Source organism: Mesorhizobium subarcticum (genome assembly GCF_055456085.1).
The window spans coordinates 3,939,739-3,958,204 of sequence record NZ_CM144237.1; the positions used below are offsets into that span (position 1 = coordinate 3,939,739).

Genomic DNA, 18,466 nt, shown 5'->3' on the forward strand with positions numbered 1-18,466 from the left:
GGAGTTACCGACTAGCGCACAAGTTGCAGCAGCGCGCCACAACCCTCATCGACCGGATCCGTGGCGCCGACGAGGGGAATTTTGATGGCCGACTATCTTGCAGACGTGAAGAAGTACGATGCCTCGGCAAGTGCCGGCGTAGTCGAAAAGATCGTCAAGCATCTGGGCATCGCGCTCAGGAACCGCGACTCCTCGCTGGTGTCCTGCACGGACCCGAAGGAACTGGAGCGGGTCAAGGAGAGTTGGGTCGCCAAGAAGCTCGGCGTCAGCGACGGGGCGAAAGCCGATGCCTCGATCCAGAAGACCTGCAAGGCGATGCACGCCGACAATACCAAGAGCCGCGTGACCTTCTATTACCTGGTGGCCAAGGATCTGGGCAAACTCGGCTCCCTCTGAGACCCCTCATAATTTCTACTCTGGCGGTCGACTAGCGCGGTTTTCCGCGCCTTCGGCTTGCTGGAGCGAGTTGTGACGAGGGGCCCGCTCCCTATCCGGGTGGGGAAGACTTCAGACAGGCATGGCGTCAGCGCGTACATGCGCTATGATCGGTGAAATCTCGAATCGAGCCGGAGCCGATGCGCCAATATCTCGACCTCTTGCAGCATGTACTGGACAACGGCGCCGATCGCGGTGACCGCACCGGCACCGGCACGCGCTCTGTCTTCGGCTACCAGATGCGTTTTGATCTGGCGCGCGGCTTTCCGGTCACCACCACCAAGAAGCTCCACCTGAAGTCGATCATCCATGAATTGCTGTGGTTCCTGGCCGGCGACACCAACATCAAGTACCTGACCGACCACGGCGTTTCGATCTGGGACGAATGGGCCGACGAGAATGGTGACCTCGGCCCGGTCTATGGCAAGCAGTGGCGCTCCTGGCCGGATGGTCATGGCGGCTCGATCGACCAGATCGCTGGCCTTCTCAAGGAGATACGCCGCAATCCTCAATCGCGGCGGCTGATCGTTTCGGCGTGGAATCCAGCCGAGGTGGAGGCGATGGCGCTGCCGCCTTGCCACTGCCTGTTCCAGTTCTACGTGTCGGAAGGCAAGCTTTCCTGCCAGCTCTATCAGCGTTCGGCCGACATCTTCCTTGGCGTGCCGTTCAACATCGCGTCCTACGCGCTGCTGACGCTGATGGTGGCGCAGGTGACCGGGCTGAAGCCGGGCGATTTCGTCCACACGCTGGGCGACGCGCATCTCTACTCAAATCATTTCGAGCAGGCCCGCGAGCAGCTGAAGCGCACGCCAAGGGCGCTGCCGACGATGTGGATCAATCCGGAGGTCAAAGACCTCTTTGCGTTCCGCTTCGACGATTTCCGGCTGGAAAACTACGTCGCCGATGCTTCGATCAAGGCGCCTATTGCCGTCTAGAGCGGCAAGCTTCAGTCGATGCCGATCATCACGTCCGAAGCCTTGACCACGGCATAGGCCTGTTTGCCCTTTTCGAGCTTCAGGTCGGCGACGGCCTCGTTGGTGATCGAGGCGGTGACGACGGTGCCGCCACCGATGTCGATCCTGACATGCGAAGTGGTGGCTCCCTTGACGATCTCGGTGACCGTTCCCTTGAGGATGTTGCGGGCGCTGATCTTCATTGTACGTCTCCTTTTATCTTTCGCTGTAGCCAGCCTGGTTCATCGTAGGCCGCGATGACTTCCAGATACAATGCCGGCGTCGGGCAAAAAGTCTTCCCTTGTTATGTTCATATGGATATATCGGTTGGTAGGCTCGAGCCGGTCGGATTTTAAACCCAGGGAGAATTTTCATGACGCGAAAAGGGTTCGGATTGAGGGCGATCGCCCTTGGCGGTTTTGCGGCAGCCTTGATGGCCGCGGCGCCGGTCGCTCGCGCTGAGGACAAGGTCGTCGTTTTTGCCGCGGCCAGCCTGAAAGACGCGCTCGATGCCGTGAACAAGGTATGCGAGGCCGATGTCGGTGAGGCCGCGACCGTCTCCTATGCCGCCAGCTCCGCGCTGGCCAAACAGATCGAGGGCGGGGCACCGGCTGATGTCTTCATCTCGGCCGACCTCGACTGGATGAAATATCTCTCCGACAAGAAGCTGACCAAGCCGGACACTGAAGTGAAGCTGCTCGGCAACGAGATCGTGCTGGTGGCGCCGAAAGATTCGAAAGTCGAGACCAAGATCGAGAAGGGTTTTGACCTCGCCAAGCTGATCGGCGACGGCAGGCTCGCCATGGGCGATTTCAAGGCAGTACCGGCCGGCAAATACGGAAAGGCGGCGCTTGAATCGCTCGGCGTCTGGTCGTCTGTCGAAGGCAAGGTGGCGCAGTCCGAGAATGTTCGCGCGGCACTGAAACTGGTTTCGACAGGCGAGGCAGCGCTCGGCATCGTTTATGCCACCGACGCGCATGCCGAAAAGGGCGTCAAGGTGGTCGGCACCTTCCCGGAGGATTCGCATCCGCCGATCATCTACCCGGTTGCCCAAACCGCCGATTCGAAGGACAAGGATACGGCGGCTTTCCTGAAATGCCTGCAGTCGGTAAAGGCCGGGGCACTTTTCAAGGATCAGGGCTTCACGGTGCTGACGCCGAGCAACTGAGGTCCAAGGGGCTTTACCTCGCACTATGAACTGGCTGCTGGACCTCAGTCCCGACGAATGGAATGCGGTCCGGCTGTCCATCAAGGTGGCGACGGTGGCGATGCTTTTCAGCCTGCCACCGGGCATCCTGATCGCGCTGCTGCTGGCCCGAGGCCAGTTCTGGGGCAAGACGCTGCTCAACGGCTTGGTTCATCTGCCGTTGATCCTGCCGCCTGTCGTGACCGGATATCTCTTGCTTTTGACCTTCGGCAAGCGGGGCTTGGCCGGCGCCTTCCTGGCCGAGCATTTCGGCATTGTCTTCTCGTTTCGCTGGACAGGTGCGGCACTTGCCTGCGGCATCATGGGCTTTCCCCTCATGGTGCGGGCGATCCGGCTGTCGATCGAGGTGGTGGACCGCAAGATGGAGGCGGCGGCGGGAACGCTTGGCGCCAATCCTTTGTGGGTGTTTGCGACCATCACGCTGCCGTTGATCCTGCCCGGGCTGATCGCCGGCGCCATCCTGGCTTTCGCCAAGGCAATGGGGGAATTCGGCGCCACCATCACCTTCGTCTCCAACATTCCCGGCGAGACTCAGACGCTGCCCTCGGCGATCTACACCTTTACGCAGGTGCCGGGCGGCGATGAGGGTGCGCTGCGGCTGACGCTGATTTCCATCATCATTTCGATGGCGGCACTGGTCGCCTCGGAAGTGCTGGCGCGGCGGGTCGGGCGGCGGATGGACATCGAATGAGCGTCCTCGTCGACATCAGCCATCGGCTCGGCGATTTTGCCATCGACGTCCGCTTCGAGAGTGCTGGACGGCTGACGGCACTGTTCGGGCCGTCAGGTTCTGGCAAGACGACGCTGATCAACATGATCGCCGGCCTGATCCGGCCCGACAAGGGCCGCATCGAGGTCGATGGTCGCGTGCTGGTCGATACCGACGCCGGGGTTTTCATACCGAAGCACAAGCGCCGCATCGGCATGGTGTTCCAGGACGCGCGGCTGTTTCCGCATATGAGTGTCGCCAGCAATCTGCGCTACGGCCGCTTCTTCACTCCGGCCGCCGAGCGCTATTCCGACATGGATGCTGTTGTCGACTTGCTCGGCATCGCTCCGCTGCTCGGGCGGCGCCCGGCAAAGCTCTCGGGTGGCGAGAAGCAGCGCGTGGCGATCGGCCGGGCACTGCTGGCCAGCCCGAGATTGCTGCTCATGGACGAGCCGCTGGCCTCGCTCGACGAAGCGCGAAAGGCCGAGATCCTGCCCTATATCGAGCGGCTGCGCGACGAGACGAAGATTCCGATCGTCTATGTCAGCCATTCGGTCGCCGAGGTGGCGCGGCTGGCGAGCGACGTGGTGACGCTGGCGCAAGGCAAGGTCGTCGCCAGCGGTCCGACCAAGGCGGTGATGCAAAGGCTCGATCTCTTGCCGGCCGAAGAGCGCGGCGAGGGTGGTGCGGTGCTCGACACCAAGGTGCTGCGCCACGACGAGGTGTATGGCATGACCGTGCTCGCCTCGGCCGCCGGCGAAATCCGCGTGCCGCGCCTTGCAATCGCGACCGGCGCTCCCGTGCGCATCCGCATCCGTGCCCGCGATGTGATGATCGCCACCGTGAAGCCCACGGGGCTCAGCGCGCTCAACATCCTGCCCGGCACGATCGTCGCGATCAGCCCGGGCGAGGGGCCGGCGGTCGAGGTTGGCATCAGTTGCAATGGCGCAACCGTGCTGGCTCGCATCACCGAACAATCGCGACAGGTGCTGAAGCTTCAGCTTGGCGGCAAGGTTTTCGCGGTCATCAAGACTGTGAGCTTTGACCGGGCGAACACCGGCGCCGGCCTGCCCGTCGAGGCGGATGGATGACAATCGCTATGTCTTTTTGGAATAGCGGTTTTGCCGAAGAGCTTCTAGTATGAGATCGGGCGTGACCGCGGAGGAGCAAAAATGCCGTCGCTGAGCTTGCGGATAAATCTCGATCCCGACGGGCGCATAGGTCCGGGCAAGATCGAGCTGCTGGAGCACATCGCCACCTTCGGCTCGATCTCCGCCGCAGCGCGCGGCATGGAGATGTCCTACAAGCACGCCTGGGATCTGGTCGAGGACATGAACCGGGTGTTCGGCAAGCCGCTGGTCGCGGCGCAGACCGGAGGCCGCAAGGGCGGTGGCGCGCAGTTGACGACGGTCGGCCTGGCCGTGGTCAGCCGCTTTCGTGCCATCGAGCGGGCGGCGAGCGCTGCCGCCACAACACATATGGATGCACTGCAGGCGGAGATCGATGCGGGATGAGATCGACTGGAAACTCTATCCCGACGGGCGACTAGCGCGACGAGTTTCGAGCCCATCTCAGCGTTGGCGCCACAAGGGATTAATTCTCCTCCGGCTCGCCATGTTTGCGCAGCAGGTAGGTGTCCATGATCCAGCCCTTTTTTCGGCGGGCTTCCTCGCGGACCTTTTCAATCTCTGCACCGACATCACTGATGCGGCCCGAGACAAGGATCTCGTCCGGCGTGCCGAGATAGGCGCCCCAATGGATGGTGACATCCTTGTCATCCAGCGTGTTGAAGGCGCATTTGCCGTCCAGCATGACGACCGTGCTGCCGGCATTCTCGGCCAAACCTTCCTCGGTCAGCCTGCGGCCCGTGGTGACCAGGATGGAATCGCCAATGCGGTTCAGCGCCATTTTATGGCCGGCGGCCAACGCCTGGATGGCTGTGATGCCGGGGATGACCTCGAGCTCGAAGCCAACATTGCCCCTCAGCCGCACCCGCTCGAGGATGCGCAGCGCGCTGTCGTAGAGCGAGGGGTCGCCCCAGATCAGGAAAGCGCCGCAACCGTCTTCCGCAATCTCGTCGCGGATCAGGCCTTCGTAAATGGCGGCGATGGCTTCGTGCCAGTCGTCGACGGTCGAGCGATAGGAGGGCGCTGGTTCGGCGCGCACCGGCACGTCGAACTCGACGCGGCGCGACTTCGGGTTGGTGACGAAGCGGTCGCAGATCTCGCGCCGCAATTCGGCAAGGTCGTTTTTCCCAGCACCTTTGTCGGGGATGAACAGCACATCGGCGCGGTTCAAGCCTGATATGGCCTGAACCGTAATGTGGTCGGGATTGCCGGCGCCGATGCCGATGACGAGAAGCTTGCGCATGGGCGAACTCCTGCCCGATCGGAACTTGTTAGTCCAGACCGCTCGCGTGTCCAGACCGCGCCTGTGCATGCGGAAGGGCTTTGAAACGCCACATTGAAACGGCTAGGGTCATTCAGGCATTCCAGCCGAGGGGGCTTCGATGTTGCGATATGTTCTGACTGTGGCGTTGGCGCTTTCGGCCGCGCCGGCACTGGCCAATGACTTCGACTGCCGAACTCGGCACCGGTGGCCTCATTCTGTCGCGTAACGATGCGGTGGCGATGCAGAGTGAGGACCTCTTCATTTCGCCCGAGAAAGTGACGGTCGACTACGTCTTCCACAACAACACAGACAAGGACGTCAGCGCGATCGTCGCTTTCCCAATGCCCGACATTTCGGGCGACCCCGAGGAGATGCCGGCGATCCCCGAAAACCAGAGCGACAATTTCCTCGGCTTCGAGGTGACGATCGACGGCGCGCCGGCAAAGCCGCAGCTCGAACAGAAGGTGTTCGCGCTCGGCATCGACATCAGCGCCGACCTCAAGGCCCAGAATGTGCCGTTCAACCCCTTCGGCGATGCGGCCAAGGCGGCATTGGCGAAGCTGCCAAAGGCAGTGGCCGATGACTGGGTGAACCGCGGCATCATCATCGAGGATCCGGAAGGCGACCAAAGCGCCACACCGTCCTATGCGCCATGGTGGCAGCTTCGCTCTACCTATTGGTGGCGCTCGACCTTTCCGGCCAACAAGGACGTCCATGTTTCGCACCGCTACAAACCGAGCGTCGGCGGCACGTCCTCGGTCAGTTTCTTCTACGACGGCAAGTTCCAGGGACAATATGCATCATACAAGACACGCTACTGCCTAGACGATACGTTCGAAAATGCGGTGCGCCAGGCTGCGAAGGCCGACGGCTATCCGAAATTCTACGAAAACCGCATCGCCTATATCCTGACCACCGGCGGCAATTGGGCAGCCGGCACCATCGGCAAGTTCAAGCTGACCATCGACAAGGGCAATCCGAAAGCCATGGTTTCGTTCTGCGGCGACAACGTCAAAAAGGTCGGGCCGACAACCTTTCAGATGACTGCGGACGATTTCTATCCCGAGCACAACATCGACATCCTCTTGCTCGAACCGTCGGACAGCAATGGCGGGGACGCGAACTGATGCATGTCGCGATCTATGTCGCCATTGCCGAGAATGGCGTGATCGGGCGCGACGGCGGATTGCCTTGGCGGCTCTCCACCGATCTCAAGCGTTTCAAGGCCGATACGATGGGCAAGCCCATCATCATGGGCCGCAAGACCTATGAAGGCATCGGCCGGCCGCTGCCGGGAAGGCTGAACATCGTCGTCACCCGCGACAAGGCCTGGCGCGCCGAGGGCGTCGAGGTGGCGCATACGCTGGAGGCCGCCATCCAGCTGGCAACGGTGCGCGGACGCTGCATGGCTGGCGTGGACGAGGTCTGCGTCATCGGCGGCGGCGAGATCTATGCCCAGGCGCTGCCGCTGGCCGACCGGCTGCACGTCACCCATGTGCTGGCAGCCGTCGATGGCGACGCGCATTTCCCGCCGATCGACCCTCAGACATGGCGCCTGGTCAGTTCGCAGGAGGTTCCGGCCGGGGAAAAGGACAGCCACGCGACGCGCTATTCGGTTTATGAGGCCCGCCGCGAGATACATTGAAAGACAAAAAAGGTATTGAAAGACGACAAAGGGTCGCGACCGGCCCAAAACGGATGATGTCGGCGGGGCATCGCGTTGAAAGCGTGCTGCCACATCCCTATAGAAGAACAACACTGGATTTTGCGCCGTAACTCCGGCGCTTGAGGGAATTCCAAGCGAAAGGACATTCATGCCCTGGAACGACAAGAGCGGCGGTGGCGGCGGCCCATGGGGCGGCGGCGGCGGCGGTAACAATCAAGGGCCCTGGGGACAGGGGCCGAAGGGGCCAAGTGGCCCGCAGGGGTCGCCTCCTGATCTCGAAGACATCATCCGCCGTGGCCAGGACCGGTTGCGCCGCGCGCTGCCCGGTGGCGGCGGTGCCAGTCCGGCCGTGTTCGGCTTGATCGCCGCGGTGCTGGTCGTTCTGTGGGCCTTCCAGGCGGTCTATACGGTGCAGCCCGATGAGGTCGCGGTCGAACTGCGCTTCGGCAAGCCGAAGCCCGAACTCTCCCAGCCCGGCCTGCATTTCCATTGGTGGCCGCTAGAAACCGTCGAGACGGCCAAGATTTCCGAGCAGCTCGTCGACATTGGCGGCGGCAACACCAGCGGCAACGGGCTGATGCTGTCGGGCGACCAGAACATCGTCAACGTGCAGTTTTCGGTCGCTTATCAGGTGTCCGATCCCCGCGCCTACCTGTTCGACGTCTCCGATCCTGACGGCATGCTGCGGCAGGTCGCCGAAAGCGCCATGCGCGAAGCCGTCGGCCGCCGGCCGGCACAGGACATCTTTCGCGATGACCGCCAGGGCATAGCGGCGTCGGTGCGCGAAATCATCCAGACGACGCTGGACGGCTACAAGGCTGGTCTCAACGTCAACGCCGTCTCCATCGAGGATGCGGCACCGCCACGCGAAGTGGCCGATGCGTTCGACGAAGTGCAGCGCGCCGAGCAGGACGAGGACAAGTTCGTCGAGCAGGCCAACCAATATTCCAACCAGAAGCTCGGCCAGGCGCGCGGCGAGGCGGCACAGGTCCGCGAAGACGCGGCCGCCTACAAGAACCGTGTGGTGCAGGAAGCCGAAGGTGAGGCCCAGCGCTTCATCTCGGTCTATGACGAATACGTCAAAGCACCCGATGTCACGCGCAAGCGCCTCTATCTGGAAACCATGGAGAAGGTTCTGAAGGATTCGAGCAAGGTCATCGTCGAGCAGGGCAACGGACAAGGTGTCGTGCCTTATCTGCCGCTGCCGGCATTGCAGCCGAAACCGCCGGCACCGGCCGCGCCCGCCGCGAACACGGGAGCTTCCCAATGATGAGCAACCGTCTTCCCATCTTCGTCGTCGTGGCGGCGGTCATCCTGTTCCTGATCTATTCCTCGGTCTTCGTGGTCAATGCCCGCCAGCAGGCGCTTGTGCTTCGCTTCGGCGAGATCGTCGACGTCAAGAGCGAGCCCGGCATCTATTTCAAGGCGCCGTTCTCGTTCTTCGACGCCGACACCGTGCAGCTGATCGAGAACCGGGTGCTGCGCTTCGATCTCGACAACATCCGCGTCCAGGTGTCGGGCGGCAAGTTCTATGAGGTCGATGCCTTCATCGCCTATCGCATCTCGGATCCGCGCGTCTTCCGTGCCGCCGTGTCCGGTCAGATCGAACTGGCCGAAGCGCGGCTGCGGACCCGTCTCGACGCTGCCTTGCGCCGCGTCTACGGTCTGCGCGACTTCGAGGCGGCGCTCTCGGAAGAGCGTGCGGTGATGATGCGCGAAGTGCGCGATCAGCTCCGGCCCGACGCCACCTCGCTTGGGTTGCAGATCGAGGATGTCCGCATCCGCCGTACCGACCTCACGGCCGAGGTTTCACAGCAGACCTACGACCGCATGAAGGCGGAACGCCTGGCGGAAGCGGCGCGGCTTAGGGCACGCGGCAACGAAGCGGCACAGCGCATCACGGCGCGCGCCGACCGTGAAGTGGTCGAGATCGTTGCCGAAGCGCAAAAGGAGTTGGAGATCCTGCGCGGCGAGGGCGAAGCCCAGCGCAGCGCCACCTTCGCCGGAGCCTATCAGCGCGATCCCGCCTTCTTCGACTTCTACCGGTCGATGAATGCCTATGGCACGGCGCTGGACAACACCGGGACCACCATGGTGCTGTCGCCGAGCTCTGAGTTCTTCCGCTTCTTCCGGGATCCGGACGGCAAGGAAGGGCCGGCGAAACCGACACCGGCGGCTCCCGCCGCACCGGCGACGGCACCTGCCGCGCCGGCGACACAACCCAGCACCGGCCAGCAATAGCCGGTGCAGGATTTTCTCGCCGCCATGGGCCTCGTCCTCGTGATTGAAGGGCTGGTCTATGGCGGCTTTCCCGGCCTTGCCAGGAAACTTGCCACCGAAGTGCTGTCGCTGCCGGAAAATGCCTTGCGCATCGCCGGGCTGGCGGCGATCGCCATCGGTGTCGGCATCGTCTGGCTGGTGCGGGGCGGATGAGGCGCACGTGGTCGCGGAATAACGCGCGATTTGCACTCTGCCGATAGCCACAGCCGCAAACGTGCCGTATTTCTTGCCATCATGGCGCGACGCGGCGTTTTCGTCGAAGCGCTTTTCTCTTTTTAGAATTCCGGGAGGCTTCTCGATGACATCCACATCCCTTTTGCGCGCAGCACGGCGCACGCTCATCGCCGGCACGGCGGCGCTTCTTGTCGGTGCGGTAGCTGTTCCTTCCTTCACGCCGCCGGCCTTCGCCGCAGATGGGCCTGCTTCGGTGGCCGATCTGGCGGACCGTGTTCTCGGCGCGGTGGTCAACATCTCGACCTCGCAGACGGTGAAGGGCACGGAAGGTCCGGGCGTGGTGCCGATGCCGCAGCTGCCTGAAGGTTCGCCTTTCCAGGATTTCTTCGACGATTTTTTCAAAAACAAAGGCGGTGACAAGGACGCGGGCTCGCAGAAGGTCCAGTCGCTGGGCTCCGGCTTCGTCATCGACGCCGAGCAAGGCATCGTCGTCACCAACAACCACGTGATCGCCGATGCCGACGACATCGAGGTCAATTTCTCCGATGGCATCACTTTGAAGGCGACGCTGGTCGGCACCGACACCAAGACCGATGTCGCGGTGCTCAAGGTCGATCCCAAGGGTCACAAGCTGACCGCGGTGAAGTTCGGCGATTCCACCAAGATGCGCGTCGGCGATTGGGTGATGGCGGTCGGCAATCCCTTCGGCCTCGGCGGAACGGTCACGGTCGGCATCGTCTCGGCCCGCAACCGCGACATCAATTCCGGCCCCTATGACGACTTCATCCAGACCGATGCCGCGATCAATCGCGGCAATTCGGGCGGCCCGCTGTTCAACAGCGCCGGCGAGGTCATCGGCATGAACACCGCGATCATTTCGCCGTCCGGCGGTTCGATCGGCATCGGTTTCTCGATTCCCTCGCAGCTTGCCTCGGGCGTCGTCGATCAACTGCGTCAGTATGGCGAGACACGGCGCGGCTGGCTCGGCGTACGTATCCAGCCGGTGACGGACGATATCGCCGAAAGCCTCGGCATGGCGACAGCCAAGGGTGCGCTGGTGGCCGGCGTCATCAAGGGCGGACCTGTCGACAACGGCACCATCCAGGCTGGCGACGTCATCATCAAGTTCGACGGCAAGGACATCCATGAAATGCGTGACCTGCCGCGCGTCGTCGCCGAAAGCCCGGTCGGCAAGGCGGTCGACGTGCTGATCGTGCGCAAGGGCGTCGAGCAGACGGTGAAGGTGACGCTCGGCCGGCTCGAGGATGGCGAGAAGCTCGCCAGTGGTGAGAATGGTAACACCGACCAGGACAAGGGCGACAAGGCTCCGGCCGTTTCGACCGCCTCGGTGCTCGGCATGACCGTCGGCGAGATCAATGACGAAACGCGCAAGAAGTTCGGCATCGCGGCCGATGTTTCCGGCGTCGTCATAACCGATGTGGCCAGGGACTCGGCCGCGGCCGAGCGCGGCATCCAGCCCGGCGAAGTGATCACCGAGATCGCGCAGGAATCGGTCGCCACGCCCAAGGACGTCATGGACCGGATCGGCGCGCTGAAAGAGCAGGGGCGCAAGAACGCGCTCCTGATGCTGGCGTCCAAGACCGGCGAATTGCGCTTCGTGACGATCCGGATGGATTGAGGTTTCAATCCCGCAATTTAGAAAAGGGCGGCTATCCAGCCGCCTTTTTTCTTGCCTGCCAGTCCCGGTGCGACAGCCGGTAGAGCACATGCCGCTTCAGCGCGGGATGGCTGTCGGGAATGCTGGGGAGATCGAAATCGGCTATGGGATCGGCTGTCATGCCGAGGCGTTTCATGACGGCGGTCGAGCGGTGGTTTCCGGCTACGGCGAAGGAAACGATCTCGTCGACGGCCAATGTCTCAAAACCGTAGGCCAGCCATGCTTCGGAGGCCTCGGTGACATAGCCCTTGCCCCAGAATTCGGGGGCTAGCCGCCAGCCGATCTCGATTGTGTCGGCCGGCAGCGATGGGACATGATCGGTAGCGAGGAGGCCGACGAAACCGATGCATTCGCCAGTCGCGGCAATCTCGGCCGCGGCGAAGCCGTAGCCGTCCCGCTCGATGGCGGCCCGCAATTCATCCATCTTGGCGTCGGCCTGCGCACGGTCCCGGCGAAACGGGAAGAATTCCATGACGCGCTCGTCGGAGTTGATGCGATGGAAGAGCTCATGGTCACGCTCTCCCCAATTGCGCAGGATCAGGCGCTCGGTGCGCATTGGTTTCATCTAGCGAACTCTTCCTGGCGATAACCCTGCAGATAGAGCAGTGCGGTCAGGTCGCCGTGGTCGATGCGAACCTTCGCCTGCGCAGCCACTGTCGGTTTGGCATGCAGCGCCACACCGGTGCCGGCCAGGCGGATCATGTCGAGATCATTGGCGCCATCACCGACGGCGATGGCGTCGGCCGGCGTCAGTCCAAGGCGCGCCGAGATTTCGATCAGGGCGTCGGCCTTGGCGGCGCGGCCGAGGATCGGTTCACCGACCAGACCGGTGAAGTGTCCGTCCTGTTCGAGCAGGCGGTTGGCACGGTTTTCCTGGAAGCCGAGCATGGAAGCGATGCGCGTCGTGAACACTTCGAAGCCGCCCGAGACAAGTGCCGTCCAGGCGCCATTGGCGCGCATGGTCTGGACCAGCGCGCCGCCGCCAGAGGCCAATGTCAGCCGATTGGCGACGATACGGTCGACGACGGCGGCATCGAGACCCTTCAGCAACGCAACGCGCTCGCGCAGCGCCGGCTCGAAGGCGATCTCACCGTTCATCGACCGCGCGGTAATAGTGGCAACGCGCTCCTTGACGCCGATCTCGTCGGCCAGTTCGTCGATGCATTCCTGGTCGATCATGGTCGAATCCATGTCGGCGATGAGGATTTGCTTGCGGCGCGTCTCGGCCTGCTGGACGATCACATCGACCGGTTCCGCGGCCAGCGCGGCGCGCAGGGCGTCAGTGATATCGGCACGGTCAGCCTCTTGCGGCAAGGCAAGATCGCAGGCAATGCCTTCGGCCAGCCAGGAGACAGCGCTTGCGCCCACCGACCGTGAGGCCATATTCGCAAGCGACGGCGACAGAGCGCGGTCGGCGGGACGGGAAACAAGCGTGGCAATGAGCGGCATCGAGAATTCCGGCACGGATGCGGGCGAAGGCCGCGTGAAGAACGCGATCCTGATAGCCGGGCCGACCGCCAGCGGCAAGTCGGCACTGGCGCTCGATTTGGCCGAACGCACGGGCGGCGTCATCGTCAACACCGATTCCATGCAAGGCTATTCGGTTCTCGACGTGCTGACCGCCAGGCCGGAGCCGGCCGACCTCGCACGGGCGCAGCATTTTCTCTACGGCCATGTCCACCCCGGTACCGCCTATTCGACGGGTGCGTGGCTGCGCGATGTGATGAAACTCATCGACGACGGAATGCTGTCGCGGCGGCCAGTCTTCGTCGGCGGCACCGGGCTTTATTTTCGGGCGCTGGCCGAGGGCATTTCGGAAATGCCTGATATTCCGCCGCGCATCCGCGATCGCTGGCGCTATGAGCTGAAGGAGCAAGGCGCGGTCAAGCTGCACGCGCTGCTGCTGCGTGAGGATTCGAAAGCCGCCATGCAGTTGAAGCCGACCGACAGCCAGCGCGTGGTGCGGGCGCTCGAAGTGCTCGACGCCTCCGGCCGATCGATCCTGGAATGGCAGGCAGAGCGAGGCCGGCCGCTCATCGACAGGCAGACCGCGCACTTCCTCGTCATCGAGCCGGACCGGGCGGCGCTTGTTGATCGCATTGAAAGGCGCTTCGACCAGATGCTGGACAAGGGCGCGCTGGAGGAAGTCCGGCAAATTGCGGCCCTTCACCTCGATCCGGACCTGCCGGCGATGAAGGCGATCGGTGTTCGCGAACTGCAGGCGGCGATGGCTGGAGAATCCAGCTTTCCCGAAGCGATCGAGCGCGCCAAGATCGCGACCCGGCAATATGCCAAGCGGCAAGCGACCTGGTTTCGCCATCAACTGGGGCCGGAATGGCAAAGATTGCGCCCCGGTGACGATCTCGAAACCACGATCCAAACACTTGCTGCTAATGCAACTTAAAAAGTTGACCTTGAGGGAAGGGTTCGCGCCGAAGTTGTTGTAATTAACGCTCCGTAAGGCGGTCCGTGCCATAAGATCGGTGGGCACTTTCGATCGGGGAGCAGATGCGTTTCCATAAGGCGGAATCCGCTTTTTTCGTCTTTATTTTCGTGATCCTTGCCGCTGGCCTGGTGACACTGCATGCCTATGGGCTCTTGCAATCCTTCGCCACGGAACTCACCACGCAGTCCGGCATGGACAAGGTCATCTATCTCAACAAGCTGTTGTTCGCGACCGGCGTGCTGCTGGCGACCGCGCTGTTTTTCGGCATCTTCTTCATCTACCCGCTGATCCGCAGACAGGCGACGGAAGAAGGCAAGCTGCGCGCCATGACGGTTTCGCTCAGCGCCCGCTCCGAAACGCTTGAGCACGCCGCCCTGACCGATGGCCTGACCGGCATGCAGAACCGGCGCTATTTCGACGATGCGCTGAAGGAATATCTTGAGGAGTTCCGGCGCATCGAGAAGCCGGTTGGGCTGATGATCCTCGATCTCGATCATTTCAAGCAGGTCAACGACACGCACGGCCATGATGTCGGCGACGAGGTGCTCAAGGCTGTCGCCAACTGCCTCAAGGACATGACACGTTTCCACGATGTGGTGGCGCGGCTGGGCGGCGAGGAGTTTGCGGTCGTCACGCCCAATATGGAAGCGGAGTTGCTGGCCAAATTCGCCGAGCGCATCCGCAAGGCGATCGCCAACATGTCGGTCCTTTCAGGCAATGTCCGGCTCAAGATCACCACCAGCGTCGGCCTTGCCGTCTGGGACCGCAAGGAAACGGCGGAAGAGTTCTATCGCCGCGCCGACCGCCAGCTCTATGAAGCCAAACGGCAGGGCCGCAACCGCGTCTGCGCCTAAAATCCCATCATTGAATTCGTCAGGCTGGCCGTCTGCCGCTGTTTTCTGCGCTTCCGGTGCTCACGGACCAAAAGTCCGCTCCGCTCCGGTTCTCGAAAACAGCACCAGCCGACCCAGCCTGACGAATTCCCTGACGGGATTTACCCAGGCTGGCCAACGAAGACAGGGACAAAGTCCGCTTGTGCGGGATTCTGAGAACTGTTGGCAGATTGGCGTAGCGCCCAGCCTCAATCGTTCTGGGGGCGCATGCCGAAGGTGGCGGGCTTCAGGCCGTAGCGCATGTCGAAATCGTCTTCGGGTTGCGCGCGGCCGGCTGCCGGCTTGCGGTAGTCGGGGTCGCCGGCCTGGCGGCCGGAATCGACCACTTCGGCGAAGGCCATCGCCTGCTGCGTCGGTTTCGGCACGTTGCGCAGCCGCTCGACGATCGCCACCAGGTCGACATCGTCGTTGGCCTTTGGCGCCTCGGTCTCTTCGCGCTTGGCCGTGCCGGGAAGCAGGTGGCTGGGCAGTCTCTCGAATTTCAGCCGCATGGTCGTCGCCACGCCTTCGCCGAAGGCTATCGCTTCGCGCTGGCCCATGGACGACAGGAAGGCAAGGCTCGAGGCGGACGAGTCGGCGATGGCCGAACGGATGATCGCCTGGTCCTGCTCGTTGGCGAGCCGCATGGCAAAGAAGGTCGAGCATTGCGACAGGATGGTCGGGTCAAGCTCGCCCGGACGCTGGGTGACAACGCCGAGATAGCAGCCATATTTGCGGCCTTCCTTGGCGATGCGCGACAGCGCATGCCTCGTCGGCGCGAAGCCGAGACGCGGATCGGCCGGCATGTAGCGATGCGCTTCCTCGCACAGCAACAGGAGTTGCAGCTTGCCCTCGCTCCACAGCGCGAGGTCGAAGGCCAGGCGCGCCAGCACCGAACAGACGGAATTGACCACTTCGGAAGGCATACCGGCCATCTCGAAGCAGGTCACCGGGCGGCCGTGATGCGGTACGCGGAAAATATTGCCGATCGTCTCGTGGATGGTGTCCTCGATCAGGCGCGAATTGAACATGAAGCGGTAGCGCGGATCGGCGGCGGCCGATTCGATGCGTGTCTTCAGCGATTTGAGGGTCGGGCGCTCGTTCTTGCTTTCGAGCATGCCCATGCGCTCGTCGATCTGCTTGAGCAGGTCGGCGACGCGGTAAGGAACCGGCGTATCGGCGGTCAGCGCATCATTGCCGCGCCTGAGATAAGCGCCTGAATTCGGGTTGCGGTAGAGGTTCTTGGCGAGCGGAATGAGGTCGCGCAGGGCGTCGATCTCTTCAGGGACCGTTTCACGGCCGCGAAACAGCACCTCGGCGAATTCCTCGAGCTTGAACATCCAGAACGGCAGGTCGAGCGTCTTGGAATCGACCCTGACGCAGTATTCCGGCAGCGAGGCCGCGAATTCATTGTGCGGGTCGAGGATCAGGATGCGCAGATCTGGCCGCGCTGCGATCGATTTGCGCAGCAGCAGCGACACGGCGGTGGACTTGCCGACGCCGGTGGTGCCGACAACGGCGAAATGGCGCGCCAGCGTGTCGTCAATGGCGATGTTGGCGGCGATCGTCTCGTCCTGTGCCAGCGAGCCGATGGTAATGGAATGGCGGCCGGCGAGATCATAGACTGCCTGCAGGTCGCGGGTACGGATGCGGTGCGCGACCGCACCGATATGCGGATAGGTGGTGATGCCGCGGTCGAACATAGGCCTGGCACCGGGCTCGGCGCCGTCGCGCACTTCACCGACCAACTCGATGCTGACCTCGATGGGGTTCTGGCCCTCATTGCTCCAGGCGCGGTTCGATTTGCCGATCGCGTAAACGAGACCCACGGTCCGCGTCGTGCCCAGATTGATCGAGATCATCTTGCCGACCGTCCACAGGCCGGTGACAGACCCGTCGATGTCGTCGGCATAGGCGGCGATTGTGGCGCGCGCGCCGTCGCATTGCACGACATTGCCCAGGATGCGCCGGTCGTTCTGTTCTGCGTTGCGGCGCTCCTGCGATGTCGGTTCTCCGACGGAAGCTTCGCGTTCGACATACATGGACAGGCCAATCCCCATTTCCCTGAAGTCAGACCCTACAGGAATGGGGTTAAGGTCGGATGAGGTCGGATGGTGTAGAGAAGATTAAAAGCCCGGCGAAAATTGTCACAAGATGGCTCTTTTCGAATGGTGTCCTTTCGTTATAATGGACGAATGGATGATATAGCGAACGATATTTCCTCGACCATCGGCAAGCGGATCCACACTGAAAGAGGCATGCGGGACTGGTCGCTGGCCGATCTCGCCGAGCGGTCCGGCGTTTCCAAGGCGATGCTGAGCACGATCGAGCGCGGCATGACCAGCCCGACGGCGGCCCTTCTGGTGCGCATCGCGGCGGCCTTCGGCATGACGCTGTCGACCCTCATCGCGCGGGCGGAACTGCAAGGCGGCGGATTGCTGCGCGAGGCCCACCAGCCGGTGTGGCGCGATCCCGATACGGGCTATGTCAGGCGACATTTGTCGCCGGCCACCGACATGCCGCTCGAACTGATCAAGGTGCATCTGCCGGCGGGCGCCAGCGTCAGCTTGCCGGCGGCCTCCTATGCCTTCATCAAGCAGCAGATCTGGCTGATTTCGGGGCGGCTCGACTTCAGCGAGGGCGATGTGGTGCACAGGCTGGAGCCCGGCGACTGCCTGGCGCTGGGCGCGCCGTCGGACTGCATCTTCCACGCCCCGGAGGCGGGCGCCGACTATCTCGTCGCGCTGGTCAGGGGCTGACATCATGGCGAGACGTCCCAAACGCTCCCACAATGGGGGGCCGCCGCTTGATGAGTACAAGGGGCCGCCATGGGGCAAGGGCGATCCCTACATCTTCCTCGCCTGGCAGGCCGCGCACGCCAAGGCATGGAAGGCGCCGAGCCGCGAAATCATGCTGATGCGCATGGACAAGGCCGAACGGCTGGGCCTGACCTATGAGGAGTACACGCTCGAAATCCTCGAGCGCGGGCGGCATCTCAGGGAAGAAGACACCGAGCGCATCAGCGCCATCAAGGCCGCACGCAAGCGACGCCGCGTGACCCGTCTCGACTGATGCCGGCACGCTGTCGGCCCCATTTCATCGTTTCCAGAGGACTGGTCATGAATTCCATTGATATCGAAGCCCTGAGCGCCAGTGCGGAAACACTGGCAGTCCTGGCTGATCTGCTGGTCGAAACAGTTGCCGCAGGCGGATCGGTCAGTTTCATGCATCCGCTGGCACCGAAATCGGCAAGCGCGTTCTGGGAGAAGTCGCTGGCCGCAGCGGCAAGAGGGGAACGAGTGGTGCTTGGCGCATGGGACGGCAAGGCCCTTGTCGGCACTGTCACGCTGCTGCTCGGCTTCCCGCCCAACCAGCCGCACCGGGCCGAGATCGCTAAACTGATGACATCTGTCGAATACCGGGGCAGGGGTGTCGGAACGCGCCTGATGCGGGCAGCCGAGCGTCTCGCTGTCGAGAAGGGTCGCACATTGCTGGTTCTGGATACGGCGACGGAAGAGGGCGCTTCAGGCCTCTACGAAAAACTCGGCTTCACCTTGGCCGGAGAAGTGCCGGACTACGCCCTGAAGCCGCATGGCGGCCTGACCGGCACGCTGATCTACTGGAAGCGTATCGGCGCCTCGCCGAAATAGGCCGC

The 18,466-nt window shown here is 62.8% G+C and carries 21 protein-coding genes and 1 pseudogene; 17 read left to right on the forward strand and 5 right to left on the reverse strand.

What is annotated here, in order from left to right; translation table 11 throughout:
* Positions 1–84: 84 nt before the first annotated feature.
* Complete coding sequence (locus ACZYHG_RS19255) at positions 85–396, forward strand: DUF2853 family protein (protein ID WP_464609915.1); 312 nt, start codon at positions 85–87, stop codon at positions 394–396.
* Positions 397–575: 179 nt separating this feature from the next.
* Complete coding sequence (locus ACZYHG_RS19260; RefSeq protein ID WP_464614736.1) at positions 576–1,370, forward strand: thymidylate synthase; 795 nt, start codon at positions 576–578, stop codon at positions 1,368–1,370.
* Positions 1,371–1,381: 11 nt separating this feature from the next.
* Here the strand turns inward: ACZYHG_RS19260 and ACZYHG_RS19265 are convergent, their stop codons facing one another.
* Positions 1,382–1,591 carry a TOBE domain-containing protein gene (locus ACZYHG_RS19265; RefSeq protein ID WP_464609916.1) on the reverse strand — a complete coding sequence of 70 codons (210 nt, stop codon included), beginning with the start codon at positions 1,589–1,591 and terminating at the stop codon, positions 1,382–1,384.
* A gap of 170 nt (positions 1,592–1,761) precedes the next feature.
* Between ACZYHG_RS19265 and modA the strand changes: the two genes are divergently transcribed.
* The 4 genes from modA (at position 1,762) to ACZYHG_RS19285 (ending at position 4,818) form a co-directional block, all read left to right on the forward strand.
* Entirely contained in the window at positions 1,762–2,556 is a 795-nt protein-coding gene (modA, locus tag ACZYHG_RS19270) for a molybdate ABC transporter substrate-binding protein (protein WP_464609917.1), read from the forward strand.
* 25 nt (positions 2,557–2,581) lie between these two features.
* Positions 2,582–3,286 (forward strand): molybdate ABC transporter permease subunit, encoded by a 705-nt coding sequence (modB, locus tag ACZYHG_RS19275; RefSeq protein ID WP_464609918.1) that lies wholly within the window; start codon positions 2,582–2,584, stop codon positions 3,284–3,286.
* Positions 3,283–4,395, forward strand: coding sequence for a molybdenum ABC transporter ATP-binding protein (gene modC, locus ACZYHG_RS19280; RefSeq protein ID WP_464609919.1), 1,113 nt, complete (start codon positions 3,283–3,285; stop codon positions 4,393–4,395). The genes modB and modC overlap by 4 nt, the downstream gene beginning before the upstream one ends.
* An 81-nt stretch (positions 4,396–4,476) precedes the next feature.
* Positions 4,477–4,818, forward strand: coding sequence for a winged helix-turn-helix domain-containing protein (locus tag ACZYHG_RS19285; protein WP_027058014.1), 342 nt, complete (start codon positions 4,477–4,479; stop codon positions 4,816–4,818).
* A gap of 79 nt (positions 4,819–4,897) precedes the next feature.
* Here the strand turns inward: ACZYHG_RS19285 and cobF are convergent, their stop codons facing one another.
* Positions 4,898–5,674, reverse strand: coding sequence for a precorrin-6A synthase (deacetylating) (cobF, locus tag ACZYHG_RS19290; RefSeq protein WP_464609920.1), 777 nt, complete (start codon positions 5,672–5,674; stop codon positions 4,898–4,900).
* A gap of 139 nt (positions 5,675–5,813) precedes the next feature.
* Between cobF and ACZYHG_RS19295 the strand changes: the two are divergent.
* The 6 genes and pseudogenes from ACZYHG_RS19295 to ACZYHG_RS19320 all read left to right on the forward strand — a co-directional run bounded on the left by ACZYHG_RS19295 (position 5,814) and on the right by ACZYHG_RS19320 (position 11,454).
* Positions 5,814–6,822, forward strand: a pseudogene (locus tag ACZYHG_RS19295) (DUF4424 domain-containing protein).
* Positions 6,822–7,340 (forward strand): dihydrofolate reductase, encoded by a 519-nt coding sequence (locus ACZYHG_RS19300; RefSeq protein WP_464609921.1) that lies wholly within the window; start codon positions 6,822–6,824, stop codon positions 7,338–7,340. The pseudogene ACZYHG_RS19295 and the gene ACZYHG_RS19300 overlap by 1 nt, the downstream one beginning before the upstream one ends.
* A 169-nt stretch (positions 7,341–7,509) precedes the next feature.
* Positions 7,510–8,631 (forward strand): FtsH protease activity modulator HflK, encoded by a 1,122-nt coding sequence (gene hflK, locus ACZYHG_RS19305; protein ID WP_464609922.1) that lies wholly within the window; start codon positions 7,510–7,512, stop codon positions 8,629–8,631.
* A complete protein-coding gene (gene hflC / locus ACZYHG_RS19310; RefSeq protein ID WP_464614737.1) occupies positions 8,631–9,602 on the forward strand; it encodes a protease modulator HflC in 972 nt (323 codons plus the stop codon). The genes hflK and hflC overlap by 1 nt, the downstream gene beginning before the upstream one ends.
* Positions 9,603–9,605: 3 nt before the next feature.
* The gene (locus ACZYHG_RS19315; RefSeq protein WP_109668107.1) at positions 9,606–9,794 is read left to right on the forward strand and encodes a DUF2065 domain-containing protein; all 189 of its coding nucleotides are present in this window, start codon (positions 9,606–9,608) and stop codon (positions 9,792–9,794) included.
* Positions 9,795–9,939: 145 nt separating this feature from the next.
* The gene (locus ACZYHG_RS19320; protein ID WP_464609923.1) at positions 9,940–11,454 is read left to right on the forward strand and encodes a DegQ family serine endoprotease; all 1,515 of its coding nucleotides are present in this window, start codon (positions 9,940–9,942) and stop codon (positions 11,452–11,454) included.
* A 31-nt stretch (positions 11,455–11,485) separates the two neighbouring features.
* Here ACZYHG_RS19320 and ACZYHG_RS19325 read toward each other — a convergent pair whose 3' ends face one another.
* Positions 11,486–12,058, reverse strand: a complete 573-nt coding sequence (locus ACZYHG_RS19325; RefSeq protein ID WP_464609924.1) for a GNAT family N-acetyltransferase — start codon at positions 12,056–12,058, stop codon at positions 11,486–11,488.
* Positions 12,055–12,942 (reverse strand): phosphoserine phosphatase SerB, encoded by an 888-nt coding sequence (gene serB / locus ACZYHG_RS19330; protein ID WP_464609925.1) that lies wholly within the window; start codon positions 12,940–12,942, stop codon positions 12,055–12,057. The genes ACZYHG_RS19325 and serB overlap by 4 nt, the downstream gene beginning before the upstream one ends.
* Here serB and miaA point away from each other — a divergent pair.
* Positions 12,932–13,897, forward strand: a complete 966-nt coding sequence (gene miaA / locus ACZYHG_RS19335; RefSeq protein ID WP_464609926.1) for a tRNA (adenosine(37)-N6)-dimethylallyltransferase MiaA — start codon at positions 12,932–12,934, stop codon at positions 13,895–13,897. The two genes, serB and miaA, sit on opposite strands and share 11 nt — an antisense overlap.
* Positions 13,898–14,001: 104 nt before the next feature.
* A complete protein-coding gene (locus ACZYHG_RS19340; RefSeq protein WP_464609927.1) occupies positions 14,002–14,793 on the forward strand; it encodes a GGDEF domain-containing protein in 792 nt (263 codons plus the stop codon).
* Between the two features lie 227 nt (positions 14,794–15,020).
* Here ACZYHG_RS19340 and ACZYHG_RS19345 read toward each other — a convergent pair whose 3' ends face one another.
* Positions 15,021–16,853 carry an ATP-binding protein gene (locus ACZYHG_RS19345; protein WP_464609928.1) on the reverse strand — a complete coding sequence of 611 codons (1,833 nt, stop codon included), beginning with the start codon at positions 16,851–16,853 and terminating at the stop codon, positions 15,021–15,023.
* Positions 16,854–17,006: 153 nt separating this feature from the next.
* Between ACZYHG_RS19345 and ACZYHG_RS19350 the strand changes: the two genes are divergently transcribed.
* The 3 genes from ACZYHG_RS19350 to ACZYHG_RS19360 are packed head-to-tail and all read left to right on the forward strand — an operon-like array spanning position 17,007 to position 18,461.
* Positions 17,007–17,570: a helix-turn-helix domain-containing protein gene (locus ACZYHG_RS19350; RefSeq protein ID WP_464609929.1), complete on the forward strand. Its 564-nt coding sequence runs from the start codon at positions 17,007–17,009 to the stop codon at positions 17,568–17,570.
* A gap of 4 nt (positions 17,571–17,574) precedes the next feature.
* The gene (locus ACZYHG_RS19355; RefSeq protein WP_464609930.1) at positions 17,575–17,883 is read left to right on the forward strand and encodes a hypothetical protein; all 309 of its coding nucleotides are present in this window, start codon (positions 17,575–17,577) and stop codon (positions 17,881–17,883) included.
* A gap of 47 nt (positions 17,884–17,930) precedes the next feature.
* Entirely contained in the window at positions 17,931–18,461 is a 531-nt protein-coding gene (locus ACZYHG_RS19360) for a GNAT family N-acetyltransferase (protein WP_464609931.1), read from the forward strand.
* Positions 18,462–18,466: the final 5 nt, after the last annotated feature.

Coding starts and splice junctions, on each gene's coding strand:
- ACZYHG_RS19255 (WP_464609915.1), top strand. CDS start 85: ATGGCCGACTATCTTGCAGACGTGAAGAAGTACGATGCCTCGGCAAGT.
- ACZYHG_RS19260 (WP_464614736.1), top strand. CDS start 576: ATGCGCCAATATCTCGACCTCTTGCAGCATGTACTGGACAACGGCGCC.
- ACZYHG_RS19265 (WP_464609916.1), bottom strand. CDS start 1,591: ATGAAGATCAGCGCCCGCAACATCCTCAAGGGAACGGTCACCGAGATC.
- modA (WP_464609917.1), top strand. CDS start 1,762: ATGACGCGAAAAGGGTTCGGATTGAGGGCGATCGCCCTTGGCGGTTTT.
- modB (WP_464609918.1), top strand. CDS start 2,582: ATGAACTGGCTGCTGGACCTCAGTCCCGACGAATGGAATGCGGTCCGG.
- modC (WP_464609919.1), top strand. CDS start 3,283: ATGAGCGTCCTCGTCGACATCAGCCATCGGCTCGGCGATTTTGCCATC.
- ACZYHG_RS19285 (WP_027058014.1), top strand. CDS start 4,477: ATGCCGTCGCTGAGCTTGCGGATAAATCTCGATCCCGACGGGCGCATA.
- cobF (WP_464609920.1), bottom strand. CDS start 5,674: ATGCGCAAGCTTCTCGTCATCGGCATCGGCGCCGGCAATCCCGACCAC.
- ACZYHG_RS19300 (WP_464609921.1), top strand. CDS start 6,822: ATGCATGTCGCGATCTATGTCGCCATTGCCGAGAATGGCGTGATCGGG.
- hflK (WP_464609922.1), top strand. CDS start 7,510: ATGCCCTGGAACGACAAGAGCGGCGGTGGCGGCGGCCCATGGGGCGGC.
- hflC (WP_464614737.1), top strand. CDS start 8,631: ATGAGCAACCGTCTTCCCATCTTCGTCGTCGTGGCGGCGGTCATCCTG.
- ACZYHG_RS19320 (WP_464609923.1), top strand. CDS start 9,940: ATGACATCCACATCCCTTTTGCGCGCAGCACGGCGCACGCTCATCGCC.
- ACZYHG_RS19325 (WP_464609924.1), bottom strand. CDS start 12,058: ATGAAACCAATGCGCACCGAGCGCCTGATCCTGCGCAATTGGGGAGAG.
- miaA (WP_464609926.1), top strand. CDS start 12,932: ATGAGCGGCATCGAGAATTCCGGCACGGATGCGGGCGAAGGCCGCGTG.
- serB (WP_464609925.1), bottom strand. CDS start 12,942: ATGCCGCTCATTGCCACGCTTGTTTCCCGTCCCGCCGACCGCGCTCTG.
- ACZYHG_RS19340 (WP_464609927.1), top strand. CDS start 14,002: ATGCGTTTCCATAAGGCGGAATCCGCTTTTTTCGTCTTTATTTTCGTG.
- ACZYHG_RS19345 (WP_464609928.1), bottom strand. CDS start 16,853: ATGTATGTCGAACGCGAAGCTTCCGTCGGAGAACCGACATCGCAGGAG.
- ACZYHG_RS19350 (WP_464609929.1), top strand. CDS start 17,007: ATGGATGATATAGCGAACGATATTTCCTCGACCATCGGCAAGCGGATC.
- ACZYHG_RS19355 (WP_464609930.1), top strand. CDS start 17,575: ATGGCGAGACGTCCCAAACGCTCCCACAATGGGGGGCCGCCGCTTGAT.
- ACZYHG_RS19360 (WP_464609931.1), top strand. CDS start 17,931: ATGAATTCCATTGATATCGAAGCCCTGAGCGCCAGTGCGGAAACACTG.